Consider the following 17,322-nt stretch of genomic DNA (forward strand, 5'->3'; position numbering starts at 1 on the left):
GTTACCAGGGGTCACATCCTCCAAGCCTTATGAGACTGCTTGTCAGCAAGCCAGTCAATCCCCCGCGCACGACTTGGGGCGACCGCGCCCCGGAGCTTCAGAGCCCGAGCACCGCCCGCATCACCGCCCTGGCGATCGGCGCCGCGTCCCCGCCCCCGCTGATGTCGGACCGCTCGGCCGCCGCGTCCTCGACCACCACCGCCACCGCGACCTTCGGCTCCATGTCGGAGTCCGCCTGCGCCCAGGACACGAACCAGGCGTACGGCACCCCGGCGTTGCCGATGCCGTGCTGCGCGGTGCCGGTCTTGCCGCCGACCGTGGCACCGCGGATCGCCGCGTTGGTGCCGGTGCCCTCCCGGACCACGTCGACCATGAGCTCCTTCATCCGGACGGCGGTCGAGGGGCTCATCACCTGCCGCACCGTCCCCGCACCGCCCGTGGCGACCGTCTCGCCGGTCGGCCGCACGGTCCGGTCCACGAGATACGGCGGCCGGGCCATCCCCCCGTTCGCCACCGCCGCCGCGACCATCGCCATCTGCAGCGGGGTGGCGCGGGTGTTGTACTGCCCGATCGAGGACAGCGCCAGCTGCGCCTTGTCCACGCGCGTGTCGAAGGTGCTCGGCGCGGTGGCGAACGGGATCCGCTGGTGTGTGTCGTTGAAGCCGAAGGCCTGGGCCGTCGACGTCATGTCCGCCACCCCCACGTCCACGCCCAGCTTCGCGAAGACCGTGTTGCAGGACCACTCGAAGGCCGCCCGTAGCGAGGCGTCCCCGCAGCCGTCCCCCTCGTTCGTCAGCCGGGTCCTGGTGCCCGGCAGCCCGTAGGGGTCGGGGGAGTCGGTCGGCGCGTCCAGGTCGGTGACCACCCCCGCGTCCAGCGCGGCCGCCGCGGTGACCACCTTGAAGGTCGAGCCCGGCGGATACGTCTGCCGTACCGCCCGGTTGAGCATCGGCTTCTCCGGGTCCTCGTTGAGCCGCGCCCAGGCCGAGGTCGCCGCCGCGCCGTTGCCGGACAGTTCGGCGGGGTCGTACGACGGGGTGGAGACCAGGGCGAGGATCCGGCCGGTCTCCGGTTCGATCGCGGCGACCGCGCCCTTGCGCCCGCCGAGGCCCCGGTAGGCGGCTTCCTGGGCCTCCCGGTCCAGTGTCGTGACCACGTCCCCGCCGGGATTCCGTGCCCGGGTGGCGTCGTTCCACAGCGGGAACGGCGCCAGCATCGGATCGGTGCCGGAGAGCAGGGCGTCCTCCGCGTGCTCCAGGAACGTCGTGCCGTACAACTGCGAGGCGAAGCCGGTCACCGGGGCGTACAACGGCCCCTGCGGATACGTGCGTTCGTAGCGCAGCTGCTCCCCGCTGTCCCGGGAGCCGGTGACCGGCACCCCGCCGACCAGGATGTCACCGCGGGGGATGCTGTAACGGGCGATGGAGGCACGGCGGTTGGCGGGGTTGTCGTCGTACGCGTGGGCCCGCACCACCTGGACGCGGGCCGCGTTGACGAGGAGGGCGAACAGCAGCAGGGCGCAGAAGGCGCGGGCCCGCCGGATGTACGCCGCGGTGCCCTGGCGTCGGCTCATGGGGCCACCCGTCCGTCGTACTGGCTGCGGGCCGAGTCGCTCACCCGGATCAGCAGGGCCACGATCGCCCAGTTGGTGACGACCGAGGAGCCGCCCTGGGCGAGGAACGGCATCGCCATGCCGGTCAGCGGGATCAGCCCGGTCACCCCGCCCGCGATCACGAACACCTGGAGGGCGACGATCGAGGCGAGCCCGACGGCGAGCAGCCGGCCGAAGGGATCGCGCAGGGCGAGGCCGGCCCGGTAGCCGCGCTCGACGAGGAGGCCGTAGAGGATGAAGATCGCGGAGAGTCCGGCGAGGCCCAGTTCCTCGCCCGCCGTGGCCAGGATGAAGTCCGACTTCGCCGCGAAGCCGATGAGGACGGAGTGGCCGAGGCCGAGCCCGGCCCCGAGGATGCCGCCGGCCGCGAACGCGAAGAGGGACTGGGCGAGTTGGTTGGGACCCTGGCCCGCGTCGATCGAGGCGAACGGATGCAGCCAGTCCTCGATACGGCCGTGCACATGGGGTTCGAGGTGGCCGACGGCAACGGCCCCGAACACGGCGAGCACCAGGCCGACGGCGATCCAGCCGGTGCGCCCGGTGGCGACGTACAGCATGACGACGAAGAGGCCGAAGAAGAGCAGGGACGTGCCCAGATCGCGTTCCAGGATCAGCACCCCCACGCTCACCAGCCAGATGGTGACGATCGGGCCGAGCACCCGGCCCGTCGGGAACTGCATGAACCACACCCGGCGGCCCGCGTACGCGAGCGCGTTGCGGTTCGCCGCGAGATACGCGGCGAAGAACACCGCGAGCAGCACCTTCGCGAACTCGCTTGGCTGGATGGAGAATCCGGCGATCCGGATCCAGATCCGCGCGCCGTTGACGGCCGGGAAGAGGATCGGCAGGAGGAGCAGGACGAGCGCGGCGGCGACGCAGACGTAGGCGTAGCGCTGCAGGATGCGGTGGTCGCGCAGCATCAGCACGACCAGGATGAAGAGGCCGACACCCAGTGTGGACCAGACGAGTTGGGCGGGGGCCGCGCGGTCGCCGGGGGTCGCCAGGTCCAGCCGGTAGATCAGGACCAGGCCGAGTCCGTTGAGCAGCACGCCGATCGGCAGCGGCAGCGGATCGGCGTACGGCGCGCGCAGGCGTACGGCGAGATGGGCGACGAGCGCGAGAACGCCGAGCCCGGCGCCGTAACCGGCGGCGCCGGGCGGGACGGTACCGGTCCTTGCCAGGCCGACCGCGCAGTAGCCGTACACGCAGAGCAGGACGGCCAGCACGATCAGGGCGAGTTCGATGCCACGGCGCCGGGGGAGGCGTACGGCGGAGGTGGGGGTCTCCTTCGCCGCCAGGGTGGTTCCGGCCTTGGTCATGTCCGGAACTTACCCAAATAGTGTGAGTTGCGTGCTGTGCGGGTCAACACCAGCGTGGCGTACGGCCGCCGGTGTCGATGGAGCGGGCGGGGCCCCAGGCCCAGGTGCCGTCCGTGATCACGTACCAGACGCGGTCGCCGTCCACCGGGTCGCCGACGGCCCTGCAGAGGATGGACACCTCGGCGCCCCTGTCGACGAACCGGATCCGCCGGCTGCCCCGCTCCGGCTGGTCGAGCAGCCAGATGCCGTCCGGCGCGGTGACGATGCCCCGGTAACGGCCGAGGTCGTTGTTGTCGGGGTCGCCGGTGTTGCCGGTGCCGGGGAGTGTGACGGGGTCGTCGAACCGGCCGTACGCCGGGTCGTCACCGTCCCCGCCGTCGCCGGCGCGGGCGGCGGCGTGGGCGGGGACGGTGGCGCAGAGGGTGACGAGGACGGCGGTGGCGGCGGCTATGGCGAAGGCGCGGGGGAGGGGGCGGCGGCGGGGGGACATGGGTGCCTCCGGGCGGGGCGGTGCGATGCGGGGGAGCCTGACTATTCGCCACGTTAGGAGGAGGGCAGAGGGGGCGCGCTCTGGCTTGGGCCGAAGGGGGAGGGAGGGGAGGGGTGGTTGCGCGGTGGGGTCCGTGCCCCTTGAGTCGGACCAGCTGAGTTGCTTTCAGGGGCGCGGGGCCGTACCGATATGCGGCTCCGCCGCGTGGGCGCGAACAACCCCCACGCACCCGCAGCCGCACAGCGAACCGGCGCCCCCCTAGGGGAGCGTCAACGTCGCCACGGCCCCGCCGTCAACCGCGTTCGCGAAGCTCAACCGCGCCCCCAGTACCTCCGCCTGCCCCACCGCGATCGTCAGCCCCAGCCCGTGCCCCTTGGTCCCGCCCTCCGTCCGGAACCGCTGCGGACCGTGTGCCACCAGGTACTCGGGAAAACCACCCCCGTGATCCCGCACGGTGACCTCCTTGCCCTCCACCGTCAGCACCACCGGACCCCGCCCGTGCCGATGCGCGTTGGCGACGAGGTTCCCCAGCACCCGTTCCAGCCGCCGCCGGTCCGTCTCGACCCACACGTCCCGGACGACCTTCACCTCGGTCTCCGTCCCGGACGCCCGCACCACCCGTTCGGCCAGCGCGCCCAGCGCCTCCGCGTCGGTCTCCAGCCGCTCCCGGCCCGTGTCCAGCCGGGAGATCTCCAGCAGGTCCTCGGTGAGCGTGCGCAACGCGGCCACCCGGTCCCGCACCAGTTCCGTCGGCCGCCCCGGAGGCAGGAGTTCCGCCGCCGCGTGCAGTCCGGTCAGCGGCGTCCGCAGCTCGTGCGCCACGTCCGCCGTGAACCGCTGCTCGCTCAGCAGTTTGCCCTGCAGCGACGCGGCCATGCCGTCCAGCGCGGCGGCGACCGCGGCCACCTCGTCCTGCGGCCGGGACGGATCCTTCGTACGGGGGTCGTCGACCCGTGCGTCCAGGTCCCCGGCGCTGATCCGCCGGGCCACCTGCGCGGTGCCCTGCAGCCGCCGGGTCACACTGGTCACCGCGAACGCGCCGACCAGCAGCGTCGCCCCGATCGCCAGCGCCGACGACCAGAGGATGGAGTGGTCGAGCGCGGCGATGGTGTGGGCCTGCTGGGAGTAGTCGACGGCCACCGCGAGCACCCGGTCACGGTCGGCCGGGCCCGCCGCCCACATCGTGGGGCGGCCGTCGGCGTCGGACACCATCGTGCCGCGGTCCCCGGCCAGCGCCAGCGTCCGCAGCCGCGGCGGCAGGCCGTACGGGTCGACGCCGGCGTCCCGCCCGAGCGCGTCCCCCGCCTGGAAGTCGGCCGTCGCGTCCGCGAGCCGGGACAGCGCCTGGTCACGGGCCTGCGCGACGGTCTGGTCGGTGACCGACACATGCACCAGGACGCCGAGCAGCGCGGCCAGCGCACAGCACATCACCGTGATGAACGCGGCCGACTTCGCCGCGAGCGTCCCGGCCCAGCGGGGGAGCCTCATCGCGCGCTCGCTGTCGGTGCCGGCGTACGGGAGTGGCGGGCCCTGCCGGTGCGCAGGAACTCGTCCCGCGTGAACACCATCGCCTTCTGCTGCGGATCCCACGCCCAGGTCGTCCGGTACTCGTACCCGGTGATCCCGGCCGGTGACCGCACGATCACGGTCCGCCCGGCCAGCTCGACCCCGATGATCGCGTCGTCGTCGTCCAGCACCTGCACCAGCCTGTGCTTCTCGACGGTGTACACGCGCAGCGCGGTCTGGTTCGTCGGATACAGCCGGAAGCCGAGCGTCAGCTCGTCCCGCCCGTCCCCGGTCAGATCCCGGTAGTACGGCTTGAGCAGCGGACAGCCGGCCCCGCCGCCGCCCGCCCCGCACTGCGCCATCCGGGTCGACGTCTCGTGGTACGTCCCCTTGGACCCGTAGTCCGCCGTGTCCGAGGCGATCTCCGCCCGTACGACGGCCACCGGATCCACCTTCCGGATGTCGTCGCCCGGAACCGTGATCCCCTTGACGGCCTGCCTGCTGCCCTCGTCGTAGGGCCAGGCCGGTCTGGACGCCGGCCGCAGGTCGGGCCAGAGCTTCGCGGGGCTGACCGCCGTCGGGGTCGCCCCCGCCCCGCGCAGCCCGCCGGAGTCGCCACAGCCCGCCACCGCCACCGCCAGCAGGGCGGCGGCGCCTGCGACGAGGGCGCTGCGAAGGGGGCGACGGGCTGGCACGCTGCTCCTGGCTCGGGGGTCTGCGGGGCTCAGGAGAGAGAGGCTACTCGGCGAGGTCCTCGAGCAGCCGGGCGGTGGACAGACCGGCCCGCAGATAGGCGACGAACAGCTCGTTGTGCAGCGCCCAGGGCGAGCGCCGGGCCCGTACCAGCCGGATCGCCTCCTCGGCCGTACGCCCCTGGTGGACGAGCGTCTGCGCGACCACCAGCCCCGACCGGTTGTATCCGCTGTAGCAGCGCACCAGCACCGACCGCCCCGCGTCCAGGGCCTCGCTCGCCGCCCTGGCCAGCCGCATCACCCCGGCCAGCTGGGTACCGTCCAGCGGGCCGTCGGGAATCGGCCACACGTGATGCTCGACACCCTGGTCGGGCCCGTGCCCGGGCAGCCGCAGCAGACTCTGTACGAGATCGAACTCGTCCCGCACCACGGCGGCCTCCAGCCGCCCCGAACGCGCCCGGAACTCATGGCCGCCCATCCACAGCCCGGGCAGCACCTCGCTCCACGCGCTGTCCGGCGGCGGCACGTCGTACTGCTCCCCACGGATCCGCACCGGCGCCTCCCCGCTGCGCGCGCCAACCCCTGTCAAAGGTAGCGGGGTTCTTGCCCCTGGAGCACCCCGCCTGTTCCCATGGTCGAGGGGTGATGACGCAATGAGCGGACTGCGCGTCGTGCCGACCTGGCGCCACGGCCAGGAGCGGCTGTACGTCTGTCTCACGGACGGAAGGAACATCGCCTGGTACGACCGTGAGGCGGGCCGGGTCAACCTGCTCAGCGAGGGGCGCGAGGACGACGTACTGGAGGTGCTGGGACCGTTCCTGACCGGCCCGGTCACCATCGGCCCGCCGCCCGTCCCCACCCCCGCCGAACTGGCGAGACTGACCCTGCACCCCGACGACGACCTGGCGCCCAACCGTCCCGGCGAGGCGCTGCTGATCGCCCTCGACCGCGATCCCGGCCCGGCCCACCGGCTCCGCCCCGATCCGCGCCGCCGCGCGCTGACCGCCGAACAGACCGTCGGCGAGGCGCTGGACCGCCTGGACGGCGCGGGCTGGCACGCCCTGCACTCCATCCCGCTGCCCGGCGGCGACCGCCTCCACCACCTCCTGATCGGCCCGGGCGGTCTCTTCTGCGTGCACTCCCTCTACGCCCGCAAGCAGAAGGTGCTGGTCGCCGACCCGATGGTCGCCCTGGGCCGCCGCGACCCCCAGCCCCTTCTGCGCCGCCTGCGCGCGGACGCCGACCGGGCGTCGTACGCCCTGACCGCCGAGGTCCGCCCCGTCCTGGCCCTGACCGACCCCGCGGACGTGACCGTGCGCACCCCGCCCCGCGAGGTCCGCATCCTCCGCGACCGGGACCTGAGCACCCTGTCCCGCCTGGGCGGAGTCCTCAAACCGGCGGACGTGGAGGCCCTGCACGCGATGGCACGGGACCGGAACACATGGGGGAGGGTGTAGGGCCGATCCCGGTCCCGGGGCACTGCCCCCTCACGGCAGTGGCGCCCGCCTGTCCCGTGTCCGGCAGTGGTGAGAGTCCTGGAGGCTGCCTCTGATGGCAGTGGCGCCCGCCTGCCCCGTGTCCGGCGGCGGTGAGGGCCTGGTGTCGCCCCTCATGGCAGCGGCGCCGCGCTCCCCGCGTCCAGCAGCGGTGCCAGCAGGTCCCCGTGGTCCTGGACGCGTGGCGCGATGTCCCCCGCCCGGAACACCAGCTGCGCCGCCGCCCGGCACTCCGCGACCTCCTCCCAGGTCACCGGCGCCGACACCGCCGGCTCGCGCCGCGCCCGCACCGTGTACGGCGTGGCCGTCGTCTTCCGCCCTGCGTTCTGGCTCCAGTCCACGAACACCTTCCCCGGCCGCAGACTCCGCGTCATCCGGTGCACAACCAGCCGCGGCATGGCCCGCTCCGCCGCCACGGCCAGCCCCTTCGCGTACTCGCTCACCCGCTCGCTGGACGCCCCCCGCACCCCCGCCAGCAGATGCAGCCCCTTCGACCCGGACGTCTTGGCGTACGCCTCGAACCCGTCCGCCGCCAGCCGCTCCCGCAGCCACAACGCGACCTCGCAGCACTGCACCACCGTCGCCGGCGCCCCCGGATCCAGGTCGAAGACGATCCGGTCGGCCTCGTCCGGCGCCCGCACCAGCCACTGGTGCGTATGGAACTCGGTGACCAGGTTCGCCGCCCACATCAGACTCGCGAGGTCCTGCACGAGCACCATCCGCGCCGGCCCCTCCGCCCGGCGCACCTCGGCCGTCGTGACCCACTCGGGCGTACCCGGCGGCACGTTCTTGGTGAAGAACACCTGGCCCTCCGGCCCGTCCGGATAGCGGAGGAAGGACACCGGCCGGTCCCGCAGATGCGGCAGCAGGACCTCGGCCGTCGTGGCGTAGTAGTGCAGCAGCTCGCCCTTGGTGAACCCGGTCGCCGGATACAGCACCTTCTCCAGGTTGCTGAGCGCGACCCTTCGCCCGTCCACCTCCGTGATCGGCGTCATACGATGACAATCTCACATAGAAGCCTGCGATCCGGGCGCCGGACAGAGGGAACGGAGGGAACCGCACGTGCGATCCATCTGGAACGGCGCGATCTCCTTCGGTCTCGTCAGCATCCCGATCAAGCTGGTGAACGCCACGGAGAGCCACTCGGTCTCCTTCCGCCAGGTGCACACCGAGGACAACGGCCGCATCCGCTACCGCAAGTTCTGCGAGCTGGAGGACCGCGAGGTCACGCAGTCGGAGATCGGCAAGGGGTACGAGGACGCCGACGGCACGATCATCCCGGTCACCGACGAGGACCTGTCCCACCTGCCCATCCCCACCGCCCGCACGATCGAGATCGTCGCCTTCGTCCCGGCCGACCGGATCGACCCGCTCCAGATGGACGCGGCGTACTACCTCGCCGCGAGCGGCGCGCCCGCCGCGAAGCCGTACACCCTCCTCCGCGAGGCGCTGAAGCGCAGCAACAAGGTGGCCATCGCCAAATTCGCCCTGCGCGGCCGCGAACGCCTCGGCATGCTCCGGGTGGTCGGCGACGCCATCGCCATGCACGGCCTGCTCTGGCCGGACGAGGTCCGCGCCCCCGAGGGCGTGGCCCCCGACGTCGAGGTCACGGTCCGCGACAAGGAACTCGACCTGGCGGACGCCCTGATGGACACCCTCGGCGAGGTCGACCTGGCGGACCTGCACGACGAGTACCGGGAGGCGCTGGAGGAGGTCATCGCCGCGAAGGCGGCAGGAGAGACCCCACCGGAGTCCCCGGCCCCGGCACCGGGCGGCAAGGTCCTCGACCTGATGGCGGCCCTGGAGAAGAGCGTGCGCGCGGCGAAGGAATCACGGGGCGAACCGGCGGAGGTCACGGCGGCCAAGAAGACGCCGGCGAAGAAGGCGCCGACGAAGAAGGCGGCACCTCGCAAACGCCCCGCATGAGAGCGCCCCGTCAGGGGCGCGGGGAACTGCGCGACCAGCCCCCACGCACCCGCAGCCAACAATGCACCTCCCCCCGATCGCGGCGGACCTGTCACTCACCCGGTGGGCTCGATCCGTACGACGATGGACTTCGTGACCGGTGTCCCGCTGATCTCGGCCGTCGCGTCCAGCGCGGCCAGCACGTTCGTCTCCGGGTAATAGGCCGCCGCACAGCCGCGCGGCGTCGGATACCGCACCACCCGGAACCCGGGCGCCCGCCGCTCACCGTCCGGATGGACGCTGACGAGATCGACCAAGTCACCGTCCCGCAGCCCGAGTTCACGTACGTCCTCCTGGTTCAGGAAGACCACCCGCCGCCCGCCCCTGATCCCCCGGTACCGGTCGTCGAAACCGTAGACCGTGGTGTTGAACTGGTCGTGCGAGCGCACGGTCGTCAGCAGCAGGTGTCCGGGCGGGACGTCGACCCCGGTCGGCGGGTTGACGGTGAAGTGGGCCCTGCCGGTAGCCGTGGGGAAGGTGCGGGAGTCACGGGGCGGCCGGGGCAGCATGAAGCCGCCCGGCTGCCGTACCCGCTCCTCGAAGGCGTGGAAACCCGGGACGACATGCTCGATATGACGGCGGATCAGGGAGTAGTCGTCACGCATGGCTCGCCACCCGAGCCCGTCGCCGAAGAGCTCATGCCCCAGATCGGCGATGATCGCGACCTCGCTGCGCAGGTGAGGCGACCCGGGGGCGAGCCGTCCGCGCGAAGCGTGCACCATCGCCATCGTGTCCTCGACGGTGACGAACTGCTCACCGCCGGCCTGCCGGTCGCGTTCCGTGCGGCCGAGGCAGGGCAGGAGCAGCGCCTCCGTGCCGTGACACAGGTGCGACCGGTTGAGCTTGGTGGCGATGTGGACGGTGAGGGCGCAGTTGGCCAGCGCCGCCTCGGTGACGTTCGTGTCGGGCGTGGCCGCGGCGAAGTTGCCGCCGAGGCCGATGAAGACGTCGATCCCGCCGTCGCGCATGGCCTTGATCGAGTCGACGGTGGCCAGGCCGTGGGCGCGCGGTGGTTCGAACCCGAACTCGTCGCGCAGCCTGTCCAGGAACGCGTCGGGCATCCGCTCGCAGATGCCCATGGTGCGGTCGCCCTGGACGTTGCTGTGCCCGCGGATCGGGGCCGGCCCGGTCCCCGGGCGTCCGACGTTCCCGCGCAGCAGCAGGAAGTCGACGATCTCCCGGATCGTGGCGACCGCGTTGCGGTGCTGGGTGAGCCCCATCGCCCAGCAGACGATGATCCGGTCGGCGGCCACGACGTCGTCCGCGCACTTCTCGATCCGCCGCCGGGACAACCCGCTGAGCGTCTCGACGAGCGACCAGTCCAGCGCACGCCACCCGGCCGCGGCCTCCTCGAACCCGTCGCAGTACCGCTCGATGAAGTCGCGGTCGAGCACGGTCCCGGGCCGGGCGTCCTCCCGCTCGACGAGCACCCGGTTGAGCCCCGCGAACAGGGCCAGGTCGCCGTTGACGCGTACCGGAAGATACCGGTCGGCGAGCCGGGTACCCCGTCCGACCAGCCCCTTCACGGTCTGCGGGTTGTGGAACCGCCCGAACGCGGCCTCCGGCAGCGGATTCGCGGCGATGATCCGTGCCCCCCGCTCCTTGGCCTCCTCCAGCGCGCTGAGCATCCGGGGATGGCAGGTGCCGGGATTCTGCCCGACGATCATGATCAGATCGGCGTGCCGGGTGATGTCCTCGTACGAGATGAGCCCCTTGCCGTTGCCGAGCGTCTCGGCGAGCGCGGCACCGCTCGACTCGTGGCACATGTTCGAACAGTCCGGCAGGTTGTTCATCCCGAGCCGCCGCGCGAGCAGTTGATACAGGAACGCGGCCTCGTTGCTCGTACGGCCGCTCGTGTAGAAGACGGCCCGGTTCGGATCGGCGAGCCCCCGCAGCCGTTCGGCGATGAGCGCGAGGGCGTCCTTCCAGGCGATGGGCGTGTAGTGGGTGGAGCGGGGTGCGAGATACATCGGCTGGGCCAGCCGCCCCTGGGCCTCCAGCCAGTGCCCGTCCCGCTCCCGCAGCTCGCTGATGGAGTGCGCGGCGAAGAAGGCGGCGTCGACACGTTTACGGGTGGCCTCCCAGGCGACGGCCTTCACCCCGTTCTCGCAGAACTCCGCGGTCTTGCGGTGCTCGGGGTCGGGATCCCCCCAGGCGCAGCTGGGGCAGTCGAACCCGTCGACGTGGTTCAAGGACAGCAGCGTCCGGACACTCCGCTTGGCCCCCATCTCCGCCAGCGAGTACCGCGCGGATTCCGTGATGCTGTGAACTCCGACGGTGGAGGACTCGGGCCCGGACGCGGTAGGCGCAGGCTCGCCGGAGTGCCCGGAGTGCTCGGCCATGGCTGCCTCTTTTCACGTTTCCGGCTTCGTCTTCGAGTTTCCACCCATTTGCGGGGTTATCTGTGATTTCAGTCACGGTTCCCCTGTCCTGGTTGCACGGTGATCGCGTCGGTCGGCGACCTGTCGCATCGGCGTTGCCGCTTACCGCCGTCACCGGGTCGGGGGACTGTGCCGTGCCGGGCCGGACATCCCGGACAAGTGTGGCTATCACACGAAGGTGACGAGGCGACTCCGAGCCGTCACCACACCTGGCAGGAGTGCCAATCCATGAACCTCACTCACCTCACTCACCCCACACGCCTCACTCGCCCCGCTCCGAAGCGCCTGCTCGGCGTCACCGCGGCGGTGGCCATGGGCGCGGCGGCCCTGCTCGGCCCCGGCGCCGGCACGGCCGGTGCCGCCGACAGGGCGCACTGCGACCGCGCCGAACAGGACATGTGGAGCGACGGCCCCAGCCGCAACCTGACCGGCCACAGCTGCAGCATTCCCGGCGGCAGGAACCGCTGGTACACCGTCGAGATCGACACGCTCGTACAGAAGCACTACAAGGGGGACACCCTGGACGGCAAGGTCGACCGGACCGAGACCCTGCACGGCAGAACCATCAGGTGCCTCGGCTACACCGCCGGCAACGACACGGTGAACTGGTTCGGATGCCCGGCCTCCTGACACCCCGGTGAGGGCTGTGACACCCGGGGTGTCACAGCCCCCGCTCAGGTCGCTGTCCGTGCAACCTGCTGGAACTGTCACCCGGCGTGCACCGGCGGACGGACGGCGGACGGCTGGCTGCTCCGAGCGGGCGCGTGACCGGGCGCGGACCCCTGCCGGGAGGAAAGCCCGGCGGACGAGACGTATTCGTACCCCGACCAGACGCCGCCCCCGCGCCACCGGGACCCGTCCCAGACCCATGCCGAGGCCCGCGTTCCGTAGTAGCCCGGCCCGCATGCCGCCGCCCCGCCCCAGTTGAACACCTGCTCCGGTCCGTACGGGCCGGGGAACTGGCCCCCCGTCCGACCCGTGGGACCGTATTTCCAGTCGCTGCTCCGGCACACCGCCCAGGCGGAACCGTTCCACTTGTAGACGACGGCCTGCACCGCGCCCCGACCGGACATACCGGTACCGCATCCTCCGGCCAGCGCGTAGACGGTCGCATAGGCGAGGTTGCCGGAGAGCACGCCGGGTCTCAGATGGTCGATCCCCGCGTCCCCCCGGACACACAGGCCGGAACCGTTGTACACGGTGACCGATCTGGCCCAGGTCCATGCGCTCGCGGGTTGTGACCACATGGCCGCCATCAGGAACGCGACGGCGGTGCACAGCATGGCTTTCAGAGTCAGGCGGGACTTTGCCATGATCCCATCCCTCCGCTATGCGAATCGCGTGCAATCCGGGAGCGGGAAGTCGCCGATTCCCTCGTGCCGTTCGGCCGACACCGACCGGCACCGGTCGGCACGATGCGTCGCAGACACAGCACGTCCCCTGCGCGACCGACTTGGGGGATCCCCGCTACGAGCACGTGGCCGGGGACGGAACCGTGGCAGCACCGGAGGACTTCCGGCTGGGGCCCACTCTCTCTCACGCTAGGCGATACACACGCCGGGCGCCTGCCGGGAGGGCGGAGGCACGAACCGCGCGGGAAGCACGCGGACTCCGCCGCTCCGCCCCTCCGCCCAACTGCCGGGCGCGCGGCGCGATGTGACGATGTCCGCCGCCCCGCGCCCGGCGCCGACGCCCCTTACCGACCGGTGCCGCAGCGGTACAGGGCGGTGGCGGTGGCGGTGGCGCCGGAGGTGTCGGCGACGTCCGTACCGCCGCCGTCCGTGCCGCCATAGGCGGAGGCAGGGACGCGGGTGCAGGTCGACTGGACCAAGTTGGTGATCTGCGTCGTGGCCGTGCTCGCTGACGTTCCGCCTCCGCCGCCGAAGAAGGCGCCCATGCCACGACCGCCGCCCACCAGGACGTAGTGCAGCTTGCCGGAAGCCACGAGTTGTCGGAACCGCGCCTCGGTCGGGAAGGGCACCCGGCCGCTGAACCCGCCGAGCGGCAGGACGCGGGCGCCGGTGGCGAGGATGTACGGGGAGGCGGAGTTCCACCCCGTGGTCGCGAAGACGTACTCGGCCGAGCCTTGGTGGGCGGTGGTGTAGCGCAGCAACGTTCGCTGGGATGCGGTGAGTTCACCGCCGGCGTCCATGCCGCCGAACCCGCCGACACCGCCGACACCGCCCCGGGATTCGCCGCCCCGGCCGTCGGCTGCCGTCGCCGCCCCGGCGCGCGCCGTGCCGTCGCCCCAGAGCACTTGACCGCGCCGACCGCTCGCCGACGTCACCGAGCCGTGGCCGCGGCCCGTGCCGGACGGGCCGACCGCGCCCATACCGGTACTGCGGTACGTCGGGTCGAAGACCTGCACCGCCCACGCGCCCGGCGCGACCAGCACCGCCGCCAGGGCCGCGGCGAGCCCCGCGAGGGCGAGTCGGCCGCCGGACGGAGCGCGCGCGGGGCGGGCCGGCGCCAGCAGGGCGATGGCGGCCAGCCCCAGCACGCCCACCAGCGGCGCGAGCCACGGCAGGAACGACGGGAACTGCCCCGCGAGGTACGCGCTCCAGGCCGCCGTCGCCGCCACCGCACCCGGAAGTACCCAGGCCCGGCGACCGCCGGCCCGGTGGGCACGCCACATCTGTACGACGCCGCCGCCGGTGAGCGCGGCGAGCGGGACCGCGACGACGCCCATGTAGTACGTGTGGCCGCCGACGCTGCCCGCGCTGAAGACCAGGAAGTACGTGGCCAGCCAGGTCCCCCACATCAGGAATCCGCCACGGACGCCGTCGGTGCGCGGCCGGCCGCGCCGCCACAGCAGACCACAGACGACGGAGACCGCGGCGATCGGGTAGAGCCAGCCGGTCTGCGAGGCGAGCGACGTGCCGAACATCTTCGACCAACCGTTCTGATCACCGCCGCTGAAGCCGCCCGCGCCGCCACTCTGCCGCGCGGCGGCGGCCTGCGCACCGGTGAACTGCCCGGACGACTGACGCCGGGTGCTCTGCGGGCTCTGTGCACCGCCCGTGCCCAGACGGCGGTTGGCGTGGCTGCCGGAGCCGGACGAGGCACCGAAACCGCGGTACGTGCTGCCGTCGCCGCCGGCATGGCCACCTCCGCCCCCCTGGGTCGCACTCACGCTGCCGGTGGAGGCCGCGCTGATGCCGAGCGAGGAGAACCGGTTCAGGAAGTTGTAGCCGACCACCATGCTGAACGCGGAGTTGTTGGTGGTGCCATCCACATAGGGTCGGTCCTTGGCCGGGGTGAGGGTGACAGCGAGCATCCAGGACACCGACACGGCGGTCATCACCACGGCGGCCACGCCGAGGTGCGCCAGCCGCCTGCGCAGCGTGACGGGCGCCGTCACCAGATAGATCAGGGCGAGCGCGGGAAGCACCGCCCAGGCCTCCAGCATCTTGGCCTGGAAGCCGACACCGACCCAGACGCCACAGGCCACCAGAGGGCGCAGCCGGCCGTCCCGGGCGGCCCGCTGGGCGGCCTCGGCGGCCAGCAGCACGCACAGGGTGAAGGCGGGGTCCTCGACCGCGGTACGGAAGAGCCCCACGGCCACCGGCGTCACCAGGAACGCCGTGTCGGCGATCAGCGCCGCGTTGACCCCGGCCCAACGGCGCACCAGCCGGTGCAGCACCAGCAGGCTCGCCACCCCCTCGATGACCTGGGGAAGCGTCAGCGCCCACGGGTGGAATCCGAAGATCCGCGCCGACAACGCCTGGGGCCAGAGGAATCCCGGCAATTTGTCGAGAGTGATGGAATTTCCCGGGTCGAAAGAGCCGAAGAAGAAAGCCTTCCAGCTCTCGGTCATGCTCCGGACGGCGTTCGTATAGAACGTGTGGTATTGGCTGTGGTCGATCCCCCAGGTGTAGAGCACGGCGGCGAGCACCGTGATGAACAGCAGGGCAGGACGTGCGTACGCGGGCTGATCCACAGGAGACTTCCACGGCGCGCGACGACCGGCACGCGCCGGTGCGGTCGGGTGGAGAACAGTCGTAGCCATGCCCAGCAGTGTTCGACACGACTGCCGCTCGCCACGCCGACTTGCCCCCGTTCAAGGAAATTCTCATCAGACTCAGGAAGTGCCTTTAATAGGCCCTGACAGGATTTCAAACTATGCAGAGGATTTCATTGCCTGTCGCATAAATCCGCTGCGGATTCCCTTTGCGCGGGTGGAACTCGTGGTTGGGTGCTGTCACGTTGTTGGATGTGTGGGTGTCTGACGGTGCGTCGGGGGATGGTGGGCCCGCGGTCCTGGCCTGGTTCATACCGTGGCGGGCCGGCGGGCCGGGCGTGGCCGTGATCTGGTCCCGCACGGCGAAGCGGTTGGTCATCTCGGCACGGTGGTCGGAGGCCGCCATCAGGTGACGGCGGGGCCGGAAGTGGGGTGAGATGCCGCTGAACGCGGCCAGGTACCGCTGCCCCCGCATCGTCCGGTCACTGCCCCGCGCTCTCCATCGCCTCCGTCGCCCTCGGCCAGTTGGTCGCCGGGGGAGAGCACGACCACATGGTCTCAGCGGGCTTCGCTGCGATGGGCTTGGTTCTGCTGGTGCTGTCAGGCGCTGTACGAGAAGGTTTGTATCGCGCGCGCCACCGCGGCCGCACGGGCGATGCCGAACATCCGCCGTGTCGCGGACTGTGGCATCGTCACCAAGGTCACCGCACAAGTTGCGTGATCCGGCCACCGGACAGATCGTGGAAGTGACCGTGGAGGACCGTACCGTGCCGAACTGGCGCGGGGAGCACCTGGTATCTGGAGCGGCAGCACTGCTCGCGCCACGGCAAGGACGTGGTGGCGAGCGCCCCGTGGACCTGGTCCTGGTCGCGGTCGCCGAGCGCCTGGACCACGGCCTGTTCGCGGTCGAAATACGCGCCTGAGTTCGAGGACGGCGGTGTCGTGGACGCCGAAGTCGTCAATGACCGCTCCCATGTGGCAAAGCGCGACGTCATCCGCGTGCCTGCCCCATGGTGCTCCCTCCGGATCAACGCATCGGAGGACCACCATGACGATCAAGGGCTACGACGTATCCGCCTTCCAGGGCGCGCACTTCCCCACCGCAGGCACCAGCTTCGTGTTCATCAAAGCCACCGAGGACCGTTCCTACGTCAACCCCAGTCAGAAGGAGCAGGCCGCGCACGCCCGTGCCGCGGGCCTGGTCGTCGGCTTTTACCACTTCCTGCACCCGGGCCACATCAGTGAGCAGGCGGCCCACTTCGTGAACGGTTGCGTGAGTATCGAGTCCGACCTGTTGGTCGTCGACTGGGAGACCACTCCGAACGACGGTGCGGCGACCTGCGCGGAGAAGGATGCCTTCATCGCCGAGGTCAAGCGGCTGCGCGACTCGAACCACAAGATCGGGCTCTACTGCAACCGGGACTTCTGGCTTCACCGTGACACCACCGGAAATGCGGGTGATTTCCTCTGGATCGCCGAATACGGCGTGGTCGCGGGCAAGCCCAACATCCAGACCAAGTGGATGTTCCACCAGTACACCGACCAGCCGCTGGACATCAACGTGGGCAACTTCGCCTCCAAGGCGGAGCTGGTCGCCTTCGCGGGCGGCACCAACGCTATGAGCAACTAGATTCCGATACACAGCCGGGCGGGGACTGGCGCCCCGCCCGGCGACCTGCGCACCCGTACCTGTGGGCGAGACAGTCATACTTAGGGGTGGTCCAACGGACCACGCCGGCAACCGCCACGCAACACTTCAACACCAGGGCCTCTTGCAACTCGCTGGATTCGACAACCGCGAGCTACCAAGTTGATGTGACGCGTTGCCCGCGCCGTGGTGACAGCGCGAAAATCGGTCGTGGGTGCCGCTCGGGTCCGACGTCGGTGGCCTCTTGGCCTG

At 71.4% G+C, this 17,322-nt stretch carries 15 protein-coding genes and 1 pseudogene; 5 read left to right on the top strand and 11 right to left on the bottom strand.

The window, feature by feature from the left end:
• Positions 1-97: 97 nt before the first annotated feature.
• The 6 genes from AB0D85_RS04625 to AB0D85_RS04650 all read right to left on the bottom strand — a co-directional run bounded on the left by AB0D85_RS04625 (position 98) and on the right by AB0D85_RS04650 (position 6,172).
• On the bottom strand, positions 98-1,573 hold the full coding sequence (locus AB0D85_RS04625) for a penicillin-binding transpeptidase domain-containing protein (RefSeq protein WP_362313337.1): 1,476 nt from the start codon (positions 1,571-1,573) through the stop codon (positions 98-100).
• The gene (locus tag AB0D85_RS04630) at positions 1,570-2,931 is read right to left on the bottom strand and encodes an FtsW/RodA/SpoVE family cell cycle protein (protein ID WP_362313340.1); all 1,362 of its coding nucleotides are present in this window, start codon (positions 2,929-2,931) and stop codon (positions 1,570-1,572) included. The genes AB0D85_RS04625 and AB0D85_RS04630 overlap by 4 nt, the downstream gene beginning before the upstream one ends.
• Positions 2,932-2,974: 43 nt before the next feature.
• The gene (locus AB0D85_RS04635) at positions 2,975-3,421 is read right to left on the bottom strand and encodes an SH3 domain-containing protein (protein WP_362313343.1); all 447 of its coding nucleotides are present in this window, start codon (positions 3,419-3,421) and stop codon (positions 2,975-2,977) included.
• Between the two features lie 258 nt (positions 3,422-3,679).
• A complete protein-coding gene (locus AB0D85_RS04640) occupies positions 3,680-4,909 on the bottom strand; it encodes a HAMP domain-containing sensor histidine kinase (RefSeq protein WP_362313345.1) in 1,230 nt (409 codons plus the stop codon).
• Positions 4,906-5,622 (bottom strand): hypothetical protein, encoded by a 717-nt coding sequence (locus AB0D85_RS04645; protein WP_362313348.1) that lies wholly within the window; start codon positions 5,620-5,622, stop codon positions 4,906-4,908. The genes AB0D85_RS04640 and AB0D85_RS04645 overlap by 4 nt, the downstream gene beginning before the upstream one ends.
• A 43-nt stretch (positions 5,623-5,665) precedes the next feature.
• Complete coding sequence (locus AB0D85_RS04650; RefSeq protein ID WP_362313351.1) at positions 5,666-6,172, bottom strand: protein phosphatase; 507 nt, start codon at positions 6,170-6,172, stop codon at positions 5,666-5,668.
• 100 nt (positions 6,173-6,272) lie between these two features.
• Here AB0D85_RS04650 and AB0D85_RS04655 point away from each other — a divergent pair, with 100 nt between their 5' ends.
• Entirely contained in the window at positions 6,273-7,076 is an 804-nt protein-coding gene (locus AB0D85_RS04655) for a nuclease-related domain-containing protein (RefSeq protein WP_362313354.1), read from the top strand.
• A gap of 152 nt (positions 7,077-7,228) precedes the next feature.
• On the opposite strand, the gene ligD is transcribed toward AB0D85_RS04655, so the two are convergent.
• The gene (ligD, locus tag AB0D85_RS04660) at positions 7,229-8,110 is read right to left on the bottom strand and encodes a non-homologous end-joining DNA ligase (protein ID WP_362313357.1); all 882 of its coding nucleotides are present in this window, start codon (positions 8,108-8,110) and stop codon (positions 7,229-7,231) included.
• A 67-nt stretch (positions 8,111-8,177) separates the two neighbouring features.
• Between ligD and AB0D85_RS04665 the strand changes: the two genes are divergently transcribed.
• On the top strand, positions 8,178-9,041 hold the full coding sequence (locus AB0D85_RS04665) for a Ku protein (protein WP_362313360.1): 864 nt from the start codon (positions 8,178-8,180) through the stop codon (positions 9,039-9,041).
• A 95-nt stretch (positions 9,042-9,136) separates the two neighbouring features.
• Here AB0D85_RS04665 and AB0D85_RS04670 read toward each other — a convergent pair whose 3' ends face one another.
• The gene (locus AB0D85_RS04670) at positions 9,137-11,422 is read right to left on the bottom strand and encodes an FdhF/YdeP family oxidoreductase (protein ID WP_362313364.1); all 2,286 of its coding nucleotides are present in this window, start codon (positions 11,420-11,422) and stop codon (positions 9,137-9,139) included.
• Positions 11,423-11,689: 267 nt separating this feature from the next.
• Between AB0D85_RS04670 and AB0D85_RS04675 the strand changes: the two genes are divergently transcribed.
• The gene (locus AB0D85_RS04675; RefSeq protein ID WP_362313367.1) at positions 11,690-12,091 is read left to right on the top strand and encodes a hypothetical protein; all 402 of its coding nucleotides are present in this window, start codon (positions 11,690-11,692) and stop codon (positions 12,089-12,091) included.
• A 77-nt stretch (positions 12,092-12,168) separates the two neighbouring features.
• On the opposite strand, the gene AB0D85_RS04680 is transcribed toward AB0D85_RS04675, so the two are convergent.
• From AB0D85_RS04680 to AB0D85_RS04690, 3 genes and pseudogenes are all read right to left on the bottom strand, one after another.
• Positions 12,169-12,774 (bottom strand): hypothetical protein, encoded by a 606-nt coding sequence (locus AB0D85_RS04680; RefSeq protein ID WP_362313369.1) that lies wholly within the window; start codon positions 12,772-12,774, stop codon positions 12,169-12,171.
• 383 nt (positions 12,775-13,157) lie between these two features.
• A complete protein-coding gene (locus tag AB0D85_RS04685) occupies positions 13,158-15,401 on the bottom strand; it encodes a glycosyltransferase family 39 protein (RefSeq protein WP_362313372.1) in 2,244 nt (747 codons plus the stop codon).
• A 364-nt stretch (positions 15,402-15,765) separates the two neighbouring features.
• Positions 15,766-15,903, bottom strand: a pseudogene (locus AB0D85_RS04690) (IS6 family transposase); the annotation flags it as partial.
• Between the two features lie 232 nt (positions 15,904-16,135).
• Here AB0D85_RS04690 and AB0D85_RS04695 point away from each other — a divergent pair.
• The gene (locus AB0D85_RS04695) at positions 16,136-16,345 is read left to right on the top strand and encodes a hypothetical protein (protein ID WP_362313532.1); all 210 of its coding nucleotides are present in this window, start codon (positions 16,136-16,138) and stop codon (positions 16,343-16,345) included.
• Between the two features lie 125 nt (positions 16,346-16,470).
• Positions 16,471-17,052, top strand: a complete 582-nt coding sequence (locus AB0D85_RS04700) for a GH25 family lysozyme (RefSeq protein ID WP_362313374.1) — start codon at positions 16,471-16,473, stop codon at positions 17,050-17,052.
• Positions 17,053-17,322 lie beyond the last annotated feature (270 nt).

Origin of the sequence: Streptomyces sp. NPDC048277, from assembly GCF_040652235.1 — a bacterium.
In the GTDB taxonomy this organism is placed as follows: Bacteria; Actinomycetota; Actinomycetes; order Streptomycetales; family Streptomycetaceae; genus Streptomyces.